This is a genomic window from Ruminiclostridium papyrosolvens C7, assembly GCF_000421965.1.
Lineage (GTDB): Bacteria > Bacillota > Clostridia > Acetivibrionales > DSM-1351 > Ruminiclostridium > Ruminiclostridium papyrosolvens_A.
Genome location: NZ_ATAY01000093.1, coordinates 1 through 13,559, shown reverse-complemented (window position 1 = coordinate 13,559; position 13,559 = coordinate 1). Strand labels below are relative to the sequence as shown.

12 protein-coding genes are annotated in these 13,559 nt (G+C 38.8%); all 12 read right to left on the bottom strand.

Annotated elements, in window-relative coordinates; translation table 11 throughout:
• Positions 1 to 24 precede the first annotated feature (24 nt).
• Positions 25 to 1,362 (bottom strand): efflux RND transporter periplasmic adaptor subunit, encoded by a 1,338-nt coding sequence (locus L323_RS38220; RefSeq protein WP_020816952.1) that lies wholly within the window; start codon positions 1,360 to 1,362, stop codon positions 25 to 27.
• Positions 1,363 to 1,391: 29 nt separating this feature from the next.
• Complete coding sequence (locus L323_RS38215) at positions 1,392 to 2,132, bottom strand: Yip1 family protein (RefSeq protein ID WP_020816951.1); 741 nt, start codon at positions 2,130 to 2,132, stop codon at positions 1,392 to 1,394.
• A 60-nt stretch (positions 2,133 to 2,192) separates the two neighbouring features.
• Positions 2,193 to 2,921, bottom strand: a complete 729-nt coding sequence (locus L323_RS38210; RefSeq protein ID WP_020816950.1) for an ABC transporter ATP-binding protein — start codon at positions 2,919 to 2,921, stop codon at positions 2,193 to 2,195.
• Between the two features lie 26 nt (positions 2,922 to 2,947).
• Entirely contained in the window at positions 2,948 to 3,961 is a 1,014-nt protein-coding gene (gene hypE, locus L323_RS38205) for a hydrogenase expression/formation protein HypE (RefSeq protein ID WP_020816949.1), read from the bottom strand.
• A gap of 1 nt (position 3,962) precedes the next feature.
• Positions 3,963 to 5,048, bottom strand: a complete 1,086-nt coding sequence (hypD, locus tag L323_RS38200) for a hydrogenase formation protein HypD (protein ID WP_020816948.1) — start codon at positions 5,046 to 5,048, stop codon at positions 3,963 to 3,965.
• Complete coding sequence (locus tag L323_RS38195; protein ID WP_020816947.1) at positions 5,045 to 5,269, bottom strand: HypC/HybG/HupF family hydrogenase formation chaperone; 225 nt, start codon at positions 5,267 to 5,269, stop codon at positions 5,045 to 5,047. Before L323_RS38195 ends, hypD begins: the two co-directional genes overlap by 4 nt.
• A gap of 107 nt (positions 5,270 to 5,376) precedes the next feature.
• Positions 5,377 to 7,722 (bottom strand): carbamoyltransferase HypF, encoded by a 2,346-nt coding sequence (hypF, locus tag L323_RS38190; protein WP_020816946.1) that lies wholly within the window; start codon positions 7,720 to 7,722, stop codon positions 5,377 to 5,379.
• 20 nt (positions 7,723 to 7,742) lie between these two features.
• Complete coding sequence (locus L323_RS38185) at positions 7,743 to 8,681, bottom strand: bifunctional riboflavin kinase/FAD synthetase (protein WP_020816945.1); 939 nt, start codon at positions 8,679 to 8,681, stop codon at positions 7,743 to 7,745.
• 21 nt (positions 8,682 to 8,702) lie between these two features.
• Positions 8,703 to 9,632, bottom strand: a complete 930-nt coding sequence (gene truB, locus L323_RS38180; protein WP_020816944.1) for a tRNA pseudouridine(55) synthase TruB — start codon at positions 9,630 to 9,632, stop codon at positions 8,703 to 8,705.
• A gap of 2 nt (positions 9,633 to 9,634) precedes the next feature.
• Positions 9,635 to 10,597 carry a DHH family phosphoesterase gene (locus tag L323_RS38175; RefSeq protein ID WP_020816943.1) on the bottom strand — a complete coding sequence of 321 codons (963 nt, stop codon included), beginning with the start codon at positions 10,595 to 10,597 and terminating at the stop codon, positions 9,635 to 9,637.
• 33 nt (positions 10,598 to 10,630) lie between these two features.
• Positions 10,631 to 10,984 (bottom strand): 30S ribosome-binding factor RbfA, encoded by a 354-nt coding sequence (gene rbfA / locus L323_RS38170; RefSeq protein WP_020816942.1) that lies wholly within the window; start codon positions 10,982 to 10,984, stop codon positions 10,631 to 10,633.
• A gap of 231 nt (positions 10,985 to 11,215) precedes the next feature.
• Positions 11,216 to 13,559: translation initiation factor IF-2 (infB, locus tag L323_RS38165; protein ID WP_020816941.1), on the bottom strand; the 2,344-nt coding region annotated here is incomplete at its 5' end.

The following is a 13,559-nucleotide window of genomic DNA, read 5'->3' as shown; positions in this document are numbered from 1 at the left end:
CTGTTTACCCTCCAATCCCGTTTATTAATCTTTAATTTTAACACGGGCTCCGTCCTTATAGGCAGGGTTTGGATTCATAACAACAAGGTCACCTTCCTTTAATCCGCCGCCTACTAATTCCGCTTTCATATCCGAAGTTGTGCCAAGCTCAATTTTCTTTTTCTGCATGGTCTTTTTGTCAGAGCTTATTACAAATACGTACTTGCTATCATCCTTGTCCTGACCAAGCATATCAAGATCTACAGTAAGGACATTTGAAATATCCACTGTCTTGATATCACAGCTTACGGTAATACCGGGCTTCATAGAAGGCGTAATATTATTAATGCTGATGACTACAGGAATAACCGTTTCAGAAGAACCGGTGTTGGTGGTATTTGCTTTTGCCATAGGAGCTACACTTTTAACCTTACCTGTGACTTCTTCTGTTTCAGGAATGGAATCACCGCTTATTTCCACAGCTTGTCCCGGCTTCAAAAGTTTCGCATTAAACTCATTAATATTAAGCTTAACTTCCAGCTTATCAGGATTAATAACCACAAACACGGGCTGACCTGCCATTGTGTATGAACCCTCTGCAACATTTACCTGAGATGCAATTCCATCCATTGTACTGAACATTGAAGCCTTATATTTCTTAATCTTGTTTTCAAGGTCTTTAATTGCAACTTCTGTTGTTTGTATTGCAACCTGCTGTGACTCTATATCTATTTGCTGTGCAGCTTTTGATTTACTGTTTGTTTTACTGGTCTCGTTCTGGGCATCTTTCTTTGCCTGAAGAGTTAATTTTGCAACACTCAGCATATCCTCGGCATCTTTTAATGTATTTTCAGCACTATCAAGTTCAACCTTTGATATAGCCTCTGCATCATATAAAGCCTTTTTCTCGTTGCGATTTTTAAGTGCCTGTTCATAAGCCCTCTGTTTTGAAGTAACATCATTTTCTGCTGCTTTTATTTCATTCTGATTATTTACCGTACTGATTGTTGTATCAGCTGTCATAGCCTTTCTCAATAGCAATTCCTGACTTTTCTTCTGGAGCTTTTGAGTTTCAAGCTGGGTATTCATGTCATCCAAATCTATTTCTGCAAGCTTTTGTCCCTTTTTTACGGTGTCGTTCTGCTTTACATATAGCTTGGTTACTTTCACCGGGTTATCAATGTACACCTCAGATTTTTCTATTTCGGAAACTGTACCATTTGCTGAAATAAATGAACTGACATCACCTTTTTTTATTTCACCTGTCTGTACTGCAAAAACAGTACCTGAACCGGCTGTTCCGGCATTTTTTACTATCCCGACAGTAATCAGAGCCACTACAACAACTGCCAGACTCACCCCAATAATTATCTTCTTTTTCATTTTAACCTCCATGTCCCCCAAGGAAAATTCTACATTAATCCTGACATCCTAACTTCAGTTATCCCTGCATACAGCACTTGGATAACAAATATAGCAGCTACAATTAAATACGCCTTCTTTTTTGGCATCTTGCTAACTGCTGCAACACCTATAGCGATTACTACATATTGCCATATACTGAATACATCCAAAAATTTGGCCATACCATAAATAAAGTTTCCATCCATCTTAGGCATTAGTACAGCCATACTGGTATAGCTCAAAATGTCGTAAACGCCTGTAATATTTGTTTTAATTACATGTACCACTGTTGAAAGTACTGTAATTACACCGGCATACCCTGTTATTGATAGTATCTGTTTAAAACTTCCCTGCCCTTTAAAAATTTTAATGATTCCCCATAAAATCAAGGCACCAAGAACCCAGGTTATAACAACTCCTATAGCCCCTCCAATAGGCCCCGTAATCGAAGTTAGATTTACAGCTTTGTTTAATTGTTCCGTTGTCATTTCAAGATTTTTTTGGGAAGCTAATTCTTCTGTACTAGTTCTAATAAACTCTTTATACATTGGAATTATAGCCAACATAGCTACCAGTTGAGCAATTGGCAGAAAAATAAAAGGAAAAGCTATTCTAGGTCTTTCTGCAAGGTTATCCATTGCTTTTCCCGGCCAGAAAAACATGCCGGCGACCCTTTTTAAAAAGTTCATCTGACTGCTTTGCGAGAGATTTACAGCTCCATTAACAGATACTTGCGTATTTTCTTCCATCGTCTTACCTCCATGGCCACTTACTGCGGCAAAAATTTTATATCTATAAGGAGTCAGTTTCTAAGCTTCTTCCTTGTACTGACTTAATACAACTCTTGCATCAAGTGGGTTTTGGACTACTTCATCGTTTCTGAGCATCCCGTCTTTAAATCGTAATACTCTTTTAGTATGCTCTGCAATGTCCGGCTCGTGAGTTACAAGTACAATAGTAACTCCTTCACGGTTCAAGTCCTGAAATACTGTCATTATTTCTTCCCCTGCTGTACTGTCAAGGTTGCCTGTCGGTTCATCGGCAAGTATAATAGCAGGAGAATTAACAAGGGACCTGGCTATAGCAACCCTCTGCTTCTGTCCTCCGGACATTTCGTTCGGCTTGTGATGAACCCTTTTCTCCAGGCCAACCCTCTCCAATGCCAGCATAGCTTTTTTACGCCTTTCCTTAGCACCTACTCCTGCATATATCATTGGAAGTTCTACGTTTTGCAACGCAGTAATTCTTGGAAGTAGATTGAATGATTGAAAAACAAAACCTATTTTACGGTTTCTTACCTTTGCCAGTTCAATTTCGTTCAGTGTAGAAATATTAACTCCATCCAGCCAGTATTCCCCTGCTGTGGATTTGTCAAGACAGCCTATTATGTTCATTAATGTTGATTTTCCTGAACCCGACGGCCCCATTATTGCAACAAATTCTTCCTTGTTAATATTTACATTGACATTTCTTAACGCCTCAACCTCTATCTGCCCATTTTTATAGACCTTGCCTAAATCCTTAATTGATATTATCAAGTTTTCTCGCCCCCTCGAAACAATTATTAGCATATACGTGGGAGCTGATCCCCTGCAAGAACACTGATAATTCTGCTTCCGCCGCTGAGTGCCTTTAGAAGAACCTTGGGTTCCCCTGCTTCAGTCACCTCTCCTATTATCCTTGCATCTTTTCCGTATTTGTTCTTATGAAGTGCTTCTAATACTTTATCCGCCTTATCTTCACCAACAAAACAGAGCATTTTTCCTTCATTAGCCATATATAAAGGATCCATACCCAAAAGCTCACAGACTCCCTGAACCTCACGCTTAACAGGTAAGGTGTCTTCCCTTATCAAAATGGAAACATTACTCTGAACAGCTATCTCATTCAGAGTTGTGGCAACCCCTCCTCTGGTGGGGTCTCTTAAAACATGAACATCCGGTACTACAGATAATATATCCTGAACCATGCCGGACAAAGGAGCACAATCACTCTTTATATCAGCATTAAAGCCTATACTTTCCCTTTCAAGAAAAATACTGCTTCCATGGTCGCCTATAGTACCTGATATTATGATTCTGTCTCCAACTTTTGCATTTCTGCCGGAAATGTCTAATCCATCGGGGATTATCCCTATACCTGAAGTATTTATGAATATTTTGTCAGCCGCTCCCTTTTGAACAACCTTTGTGTCGCCTGTGACTATTTTAACGCCACATTCACTGGCAGTTGCGCTCATAGCTTCAACTATTCTTTCCAGTTCGTCCATACCAAAACCCTCTTCTATAATAAATCCACAGCTTAAATAAAGAGGTTTGGCTCCGCTTGTTGCCAGATCATTTACCGTGCCGCACACAGCCAACTTACCTATGTCGCCGCCATTAAAAAATATTGGAGTTACAACAAAACTGTCAGTAGTAAATACCAGATTCCTTGCATCACCTATATCCAATCTTGCACTGTCATCTCCTTGTGACAGTATATCATTACTAAAGTGCTTCTTAAATATCTGCTCTATCAGCTTTGAAGTAGCTGTCCCGCCGCTACCGTGAGCTATGGTTATCATGTTTTTTTCCATTTTATCCTCCGTATTTATAATAAGCAGCACAGGTTCCTTCAGAAGAAACCATACACGAACCTACCGGGTTTTCAGGAGTACATCTTTTTTTAAAAAGCTTGCAATCTGCAGGACGTTTTTTCCCTTTAAGAACCTCCCCGCACAAACATCCTTTTGGCTCAGGTGTATCCTTCTGTTTAATATCAAACTTTTTTGCAGTATCGAACGTTTCATATTCTTTTACAAGACCAAGACCTGATTTGGGAATCATTCCGATTCCACGCCAAACTGAATCCACAGGCTCAAAAACCTCGTACATTTTTTGCTGGGCCTTAACATTTCCTTCCTTTGATACTATTCTTGAATACATATTTTCTAAAACTATTTTCCCATTTGTAATATTATCTACCAAAACCTTAATGGAATAGAGTACATCCAAAGGTTCAAAACCTGCGACTACACCAGCCTTTTCCATATTATACGCGACATAGGTAAAAAAGTCTGTACCTATTATTGCAGAAACATGTCCCGGATACAAAAACCCATCAATCTGTAGTTCATTGTCGCCTGCCAGAGTTTTTATTGCTTCAGGCATAGTTTTGTTTGCAGTTAGAACTGAATAATTCTTAATGCCCTCACTCTTTGCCTTTGACACAGAGAGTGCTATTACCGGCGTTGTTGTTTCAAAACCAACTGATAAAAAAACAACCTCCTTATCTGGATTCTCTCTCGCCAATTCCACTGCGTTAAGCGGAGAATATACCATTTGGACGTTGCTGCCTTGGGCCTTTTTGTGAATCAGTGTACTGTTATTTCCCGGGATTCTCATCATGTCCCCGAAAGTTGTAATAATAACATTTTTGTTATCTGCAAGCTCTGTCGCACTGTCAATATATGATTTGGGCGTTACGCAGACAGGGCATCCCGGCCCGGAAATCAGTTCTATCTGAGGGGGTAGAAGCGAACGGAGTCCATATCTTGAAATAGCCATTGTATGAGTTCCGCATACTTCCATTATCTTTAGTCTGCGTCCAGAGTAACCTTGAAGACTTTGCACAATTTTGCCTATAACTTCACTGTCCCTGAATTCATCGATATAGTTTCTCATTTAATGCCTAGCTCCTTTATTTCGTTAAAAATGTCTATGGTTCTAAGTGCCTCTTCCTCATCAAGAACCTGTATGGCACATCCTGCATGCACAAGAACATAGTCACCCACCTGTACGTTGTCCAATAGCTCTATAGAAACCTTATTTGTTACTCCCATCATTTCAACATTACTGCTGTTCCCGTCAATACTTACAACCTTTGCAGGCAATCCCAAACACATATTTTAATCCTCCTATTGTTATATTTATCAACTATATTTTATAAATTAGAATTTGTCTATTTATACACATTAATGAGTATATACCCTGATGAGTTACATTTCAATCTTCAAGAGTTGGAAAGTCTATGTGCAATGGCCATTATGGACTGTCCTAAAGCTATACCTCCGTCATTTGCAGGAACCTCGGAATGAACAAAGACCTTAAAGCCTTGCTGTTGCAATGAATCCACTGTTATTTGAAGAAGAGTTACATTTTGAAATACTCCTCCGCTTAAAACAACATTATTTAATTCACCCCTGCTTCTGATACTCAAACATCCTTCAAGTACAATATTAGCTATTGTGGCATGAAATCTGGTTGAGATGTACTCTAAACCGTTTCCGTCCAGAATATCATTAACAATCTGCTTAATAATACAGCTTGTGTTAACTTTAAATTCTTCTTCAAATGCAGCATTTTCAATATCGAAATGGTATGGTTCGGTGCAGCATAAATCAGCATAATATTCTAATTCAATAGCGGCCTGTCCTTCATAGCTGATATCTGTTTTAATACCAAGTAAAGCCGAAACCCCATCAAAAAAACGACCCATACTTGAAGTAAACGGACTGTTTATTCTCTTTTCCAGCATTTTTATTGTAAAAATTATCTCTTCCTTACTCCTATCTTTAAATGCTGGGAGTTTATGCGCTATTTCCATAATGTTATCAAACACGCCCTGCTCTGAGGCATATAAATAGCTTAAAGCCATACGCCAAGGATGTTTTACTGCTGAATCACTTCCCGGCATCATAACGTAAGCCATATGTCCGGCTCTATGGAAACCGTAATAACCTCCCGTAAAAAACTCTCCGCCCCATATGTTACCATCCTCACCGTAGCCAGTTCCATCAAAGGAAACTCCTATTACATCACCCTTTAGCCGGTTCTCTGCCATACAAGAGGCAATATGTGCCTTGTGATGCTGAAGGGCAATTTTATCAATATTCGGTTGCTTAAGTGCATATTGAGTTGAATAGTAATTGGGGTGAAGATCATAAGCAATGCATTGGGGTGAAATATCAAACAATCGTTTAAAGTGTTCAATCGCATTACGAAAAGCAATATTGGTACTTTCATTTTCTAAATCCCCAATATGATGACTCAAATAAAAGTTCTTTCCTTTATTCAGGCAAAAAACATTTTTGAGTTCTCCTCCACAGGCAAGTACCGACGGTATTTCAACAGCTTCATTCAAGTCAAGCAATTCGTGTACATTTATAGAAACAGGCTTTGGTACATAGCCTCTGGCCCTTCTTATGATGTATTCTTTCTCCTTGAAAACCCTGGTTACGGAATCATCTGTTCTTATATATATTTCCCTGTTGTTGGTCAGGTAGGCGTCTGCAATTCCCTGAAGGCCTTCGATTGCCTCCTCGTCCCGGTAAAAAATAGGTTCACTGCTTAAATTTCCGCTGGTCATAACCAAAAGCTCAGGAAAACCTTCTTCTTCAAATAACAAATGATGAACTGGAGTATAGGGCAGCATTACCCCAAGATACCTGTTGAGATGAGCGATGGCATCAGGCAGTAGACCGCCATCTATTTTTTCAAGTAAAACTATGGGGCTTGCAGGTGAATTTAGTATACTCGTTTCAGCAGGGCTGATTGTACAATATTTTTCAGCTGTCTTTAAATCTTTTGCCATAACCGCAAAAGGCTTGTCATCTCTATGTTTTCTGGTTCTGAGTCTGTCAACTGCCTCTTTGTTCAGTCCGTCGCATGCTAGGTGATATCCTCCTATGCCTTTCACAGCAACGATATATCCCTTTTTTATCATGTCAGCAGTGTAACCAATACATTGACTGCTGGATTTAATTTCGTGTATCACTTTACCTGTTTCATCGGCAACACTTAGGCTAGGACCGCAGTCATGGCAGGAAACGGGTTGCGCATGATACCGTCTGTCAGAGGGTTTTGTGTACTCCTGCCCGCAATTTTCACACATTTCAAAACATGCCATAGTAGTCTTATCCCGGTCATACGGGATATTTTTAATTATGGTAAACCTCGGACCGCAATTGGTACAGTTAATAAATGGATACTTATATCTTCTATCCCTTTTATCTTTCATTTCTCTTAGGCAATCGCAGCAAGTGGCAACATCCGGAGAAATGAAAACAGGCCCCTTGGAATTGTTTTGGCTGTGCCTTATCTGAAAATTCCTAAAGCCTTGATAATCTATCTCATTATATTCTATTGATTCAATTACTGATAAAACGGGTGCCGATTTTTTTATTTCACCTATAAAATCGGCTGCCACCTGAAAATCTCCATCAATCTCTATTATTACGTTACTGTCGGAGTTGCCTACCCAACCTTTCAGACCAAAACTTTCAGCCAGATTAAAAATGAAGGGTCTGAAGCCAACTCCCTGTACAATACCTGTTATGATAATCCTGTAACCTGTCATATATAACTATAATTTATCTCCTAACTGACTATACTCAAGTAATCCCTTGCAATCTTCATGTCCTTTGTAATTTGATTTATCAACTCTTCTACACTGTTAAATTTCTTTTCATCACGTATTTTTTTCAAAAAGAATACTTCAATTTTTTCACCGTAAATGTCCTTATCAAAGTCCATAATATGAGTTTCAACCGTTTTTTGCCTGACATCCTCAAAAGTAGGGTTATAGCCAACATTAGTCATACTATTGTATAAATGGCCGTTTAACAGTGTTTTTGTAATATATACACCATTGTAGGGCAGCACCAGATACTTTTCAGGATGAATATTCGCAGTAGGAAAACCTATTGTATTACCTACACGCCTTCCATTTACAACCTCAGCTATTATTGAATAATTTCTCCCCAACAGCTTATAAGCTGTTTCAAGATTTCCGTTTATAATGGATTGTCTGATGCTTGTACTACTTATAATCTCGCCATCACAGGTAATAGGCGGTATAACTACCACCTTGAATCCATACTTCTTCCCGAATTCCTCCAGTAAAGGTATGTCTCCCCCGCCTTTATAGCCGAATCTGTAGTCGTGGCCTGCAACAGCAAGCTTTATATTCAGCTTGTTTTTAAGAATATTTACAACAAACTCTTCGGGAGACATTCTTGAAAATGCTTCATTGAACTCGTCAAGATAAAGGTAGTCAAGAGTAGTTTCACTTAAAAGTTCTATCTTCTTAGTTTCTGTAAGTAAAAGAGGCGTAATAAGCTTTTTTCTTAGAATATTTTCTGTATGTTTTGTAAAAGTATAAACCACCGATGATAGTCCGTTTAATTTGGATTCTCTTATTAATGTGTTAATAAGAGCCATATGTCCGATATGCAAGCCGTCAAAATTACCAAGACCGACACCGGTATAGCAACTGAATATATTATTGTTAGAATCATTTGAATGAATAACCTGCATATTATGTCTCCTTAGTGTTCGTCATTTAAAGAACTTCTTTGATTTTAAATACAATGTACTTCCTTTTTCAAAAACTTCTCCTAACCCAAGAAAACTATTATTATCGTATACCCTGTAAAAACTATTTATATATTTGTTTTTTTCTACTTCCAGCCATACTCCGTTATTATACTTAAAAAGTTCTTCCTTAGTTAAATTTATACTATCATACTCTTCAAATATCTTTTCGACAGGCAATAAATGCCCTTCAAGAGATTTGGTTTCCGACAATTGTACTATTTCTTCAATTGTCAAGGCATTATCAAGGTCATAATATCCTGCCCTCGTTCTTACAAGGAATGACATATGACCATCGCAGCCAAGCTTTTCTCCAATATCATTACATAATGTCCTTATATATGTTCCCTTTGAACAGTGAACATCCAAAAGAACTTTTTTTACGGCAAATTCTTTAGTTACGCCTCCTGATTCAAAAATTACATTGTCTTCCCAAATTCTGATAATGCCTATGTTGTAAATTTGAATAGTTCTTGATTCCCGTTCTATCGTCTCGCCCTGTCTGGCTAATTCATAAAGCTTCTTACCACCTATTTTTATGGCAGAATACATTGGAGGAAGCTGTTCAATGGTACCCACAAAGCTCATAATTGTTTTTTTTATTTCATCATCATTAACTTCTACGGAATATGAATCCAACACAATTCCAGAAGAGTCCTGGGTATCAGTTGAAATTCCCAGTGTCAGTTCTGCACGGTAAACCTTATCCTTGTCTATCATAAACTCTAAAGCCCTGGTGGCATTACCAATGCATAAAGGTAAAACTCCAACTGCTGAAGGATCAAGAGTACCTGCATGACCTATCTTTTTTTGGCCGGTTATTCTTCTCATAAATCCAATTACGTCAAAAGATGTCATTCCTGCAGGCTTTAAAACATTTAAAATACCGTTCATACTTATCTCCGATTAAGTTTGTCCTTGATAGTGTTTATCAGTTGCTCTTTAACATCTGAAATACTGCCTTTTATTGTACACCCGGCAGCCCGTTTATGTCCACCGCCTCCAAAAGCGGCTGCAATCTCTGATACATCCACATACGCTTTTGACCTTAAATTTACACGGATTTCATTACTACTCTTTTCTTTTATAAGAACGGAAACTTCTACTCCTACTATTGACCTTCCGATATTTACAAGCCCGTCACAGTCTTCATCTTTTGCTCCTGTTGACTGTAGAATGTCCTGTGTTATTGCTATTACGGCTAACAAGTCATTTTCATACAGTTCCAGTAGCTCTATTGCTTTCTGGGTAAGTTTTAATTTTATAAAAGTTGTATTGTCAAATATTTTCTGTGAAAGATCAGCAACATCAATACCTGTTGAAAGTAACTCTGCTGCGGCTTTATGAGTTTCAGCAGTAGTGTTGCCGTACTTGAAACCACCAGTATCTGTTGCAATTGCAGTATAAAGACACTTTGCCATATCGATATCAATTTCATAATTTATTTCATGAAGAAGTAAAAATATAAGTTCACCAGTTGATGCCGAAGAAGCATCAACATGGTTATGCTGAGCAAATTTAGTATTTGTAATATGGTGATCGATGTTTATAGTAACCGGAGCTTTAAAAAAGAGGTCTGCTCTTGTTCCAAGTCTACCGATATCTCCGGTATCAAGTGCAATATTCAATCCCATAACTTCGTCGTTTTCACCGATAAATCCCGCAAGGTCGATTCCGGGAAGGTATTTGTAGGTATCAGGTATACTTTCTTCCATATACACAATTACCTTTTTGCCGGTTTTCTTTAATGCTAAAGCTAATGCAAGGGATGAACCTATTGCATCGCCATCGGCAGAAATATGGGGAAAAATAGCTACGCTTTCTGCCCTTTCAATTGCCTTTATTAATTCTTTTTCCATCGTTTTATCCCCCGATAATTTTAATTAAACATGCTATTCAGTAAATTCCTTTTTTGCATCATCAAGAAGCTTGTTAATGTGGATACCATGTTCAATAGATGTATCAAGTTCAAAGTGTATTTCAGGTGTATACCTCAGCTGCACTCTATGTCCAAGCTCACGTCTTATGAAACCTGAGGCACTTTTCAAAGCGCTAATGGCATTTTTCTTTTGTTCTTCATTTCCCAAAACACTGACAAACACCTTAGCATATCTTAAATCCTTGGTTACATTGCAGGAAACTATACTAACCATACTTGGAAGTCTAGGGTCCTTTATCTCATTTTGAATTATATTGCTTATTTCCTTTTTAACTTCTTCTGATATTCTAACTATTCTGTCTGCCATACTATTAGCCTCCATCTGCCGCTATCGGCTGGATATTTTTTTAATACTTCTCCCTTATTCACACGCAGCGAATAAAGGAGGCTAATCATACAATTATACTAATGCAATTATTGACATTTATCTGTGGTTAAATACAGTGTCAATTCATATTCAAATTTCATTTTAATATGTAAATAGGTTGAATTGGATAAACCTCCAACTTCAACCTATTTTAATCACAGTACTTTATCGTTATCTCTTTACTTCTTCCATAATGAAGGCTTCTATTACATCGCCTTCCTTAATGTCATTGAAACGCTCTATAGATACACCACATTCATAACCTTGAGCAACTTCCTTGACATCGTCCTTGAACCTCTTGAGAGAAGCAAGCTTACCTTCGTGAATAACAATACCTTCTCTGACAACCCTAACCTCGGAATTTCTCTGTACCTTACCGTCAGTTACGTAAGCACCTCCGATGGTTCCCACACCTGAAACCTTGAATGTCTGCCTGATTTCAATGTGCCCGAGTACCGCTTCCTGATAGGTTGGTTCAAGCATACCATTCATAGCAGCCTGAACATCTTCTATTGCCTTGTAAATAACGCTGTATAGTCTCATGTCAACTTCTGCATTCTTTGCAGCTTCAGTAACATTTGCACCCGGTCTTACATTAAAACCAATGATTATGGCATTTGATACCTGAGCTAAAGTCACATCTGACTCGGTAATAGCACCAACCGCACCATGTATGGTCTTGACTCTTACCTCTTCATTACTTAATTTTTCAAGAGACTGTTTTACTGCTTCAACCGAACCTTGAACATCGGCTTTTATAATAATATTTAAATCTTTTACTTTACCTTCTTTTATCTGAGTAAACAGGTCTTCAAGAGTAACCTTTGCAGTTGCTTTGAACTGTTGTTCCTTCTGTTTGAACTTACGCTTCTCAACAAGCTGTTTTGCTATCTTTTCATCAGTTACTGCATAGAATACTTCCCCTGCTTCAGGGACCTCATCCATACCCAGAATTTCAACCGGCATTGAAGGTCCTGCTGCTTTGATTGCATAACCTTTGTCGCTTGTCATTGCCTTGATTCTACCAAATGATGAACCTGCAATCAATGAATCTCCGGTTTTCAATGTACCTCTCTGGACAAGAACTGTAGCAACAGGTCCTCTTTCCTTATCAAGCTTTGCTTCGATAACTGTCCCTTTTGCCTGTCTTTCTGGGTCTGCCTTTAATTCAAGCATATCCGCAGCAAGAAGTACCATTTCAAGTAATTGATCTATGTTTTCTCTCTTTTTTGCGGAAACAGGAACCATTATCGCATCTCCGCCCCATTCTTCCGCAACAATTCCATACTCGGTAAGCTCCTGCTTAACCTTGTCAGGATTTGCGCCTGGCTTATCTATCTTGTTAATTGCAACTATGATTGATACATTAGCAGCCTTGGCATGATTAATTGCTTCAATTGTCTGTGGCATAACCCCATCATCAGCAGCTACAACAAGTATTGCAATATCTGTTACCTGAGCTCCTCGGGCACGCATTGCAGTGAACGCTTCGTGACCAGGTGTATCCAGGAAGGTTATAAGCCTGTCATTTGCCTTAACAGTATAAGCACCTATATGCTGTGTAATTCCACCAGCTTCGCTGTCTATAACATGTGCACTTCTGATGGCATCCAGCAATGATGTCTTACCATGGTCAACGTGTCCCATTACAACGACAACCGGCGGTCTTGACTGAAGATTGGAGTCATCCTGAACTTCATCATCATCAAATAGTATATCCTCTTCGCTTACCTGAATAGCTTTCTCGGTCTTTACTCCATATTCTTCAGCGATTACTGTAGCTGTTTCAAAATCAACATCGTTATTGAGAGTTGCCATTACACCGTAAGCCATCAATTTCTTGATAATTTCTGTCGAAGTCTTTTTTAGGGACTCAGCCAGATCTTTTACTGTAAGTGACTCCGGAATGGTTATTGAAGTAAGTACTGCCTTTGGAGGAATGTACTTCTCCTGAACCTTTTCATTCCTTTTATTTCTTTGTTTTTTCTTTTTACCATCATCGTTATAGAATTCGTTAAAAATATAATCTTCAGAGAGAATTTCAGAAACTCCCTTCTTTTCTATAACTATCTTCTGAGGTCTGAATCTTTGCTTTGTTGTTGAAGTGTTGCTCTTAGGGGCTTCCTTCTTTTGCTTTTCTTCCCTCTTAACACTCTTGTCAAAATCCCTACCCTGGAACTCTCTTCTTGCCTCATTTCTCTGTGAGTCAAAAGCTTCCTGAGCTACTGAAGCATCTGGCTTTGGTATATCCAGATTTTGCTGTCTGGACTGACCCTGCGGTCTGTCTGTCCTCTGGTTATTATACTGACCCTGTGGTCTGTCTGATCTCTGGTTGTTATACTGACCCTGTGGTCTGTCCGACCTCTGGTTGTTATACTGACCCTGTGGTCTGTCTGACCTCTGGTTATTATACTGACCCTGCGGTCTGTCTGTCCTCTGGTTATTGTACTGTCCCTGCGGTCTGTCTGTCCTTTGGTTATTGTACTGACCCTGCGGTCTGTCTGTCCTCTGGTTG

Bases quoted from the DNA above. Each gene is read 5' to 3' on its own strand.
- L323_RS38220 (WP_020816952.1), bottom strand. From the start codon at position 1,362: ATGAAAAAGAAGATAATTATTGGGGTGAGTCTGGCAGTTGTTGTAGTG.
- L323_RS38215 (WP_020816951.1), bottom strand. From the start codon at position 2,132: ATGGAAGAAAATACGCAAGTATCTGTTAATGGAGCTGTAAATCTCTCG.
- hypE (WP_020816949.1), bottom strand. From the start codon at position 3,961: ATGGAAAAAAACATGATAACCATAGCTCACGGTAGCGGCGGGACAGCT.
- hypD (WP_020816948.1), bottom strand. From the start codon at position 5,048: ATGAGAAACTATATCGATGAATTCAGGGACAGTGAAGTTATAGGCAAA.
- L323_RS38195 (WP_020816947.1), bottom strand. From the start codon at position 5,269: ATGTGTTTGGGATTGCCTGCAAAGGTTGTAAGTATTGACGGGAACAGC.
- hypF (WP_020816946.1), bottom strand. From the start codon at position 7,722: ATGACAGGTTACAGGATTATCATAACAGGTATTGTACAGGGAGTTGGC.
- L323_RS38185 (WP_020816945.1), bottom strand. From the start codon at position 8,681: ATGCAGGTTATTCATTCAAATGATTCTAACAATAATATATTCAGTTGC.
- truB (WP_020816944.1), bottom strand. From the start codon at position 9,632: ATGAACGGTATTTTAAATGTTTTAAAGCCTGCAGGAATGACATCTTTT.
- L323_RS38175 (WP_020816943.1), bottom strand. From the start codon at position 10,597: ATGGAAAAAGAATTAATAAAGGCAATTGAAAGGGCAGAAAGCGTAGCT.
- rbfA (WP_020816942.1), bottom strand. From the start codon at position 10,984: ATGGCAGACAGAATAGTTAGAATATCAGAAGAAGTTAAAAAGGAAATA.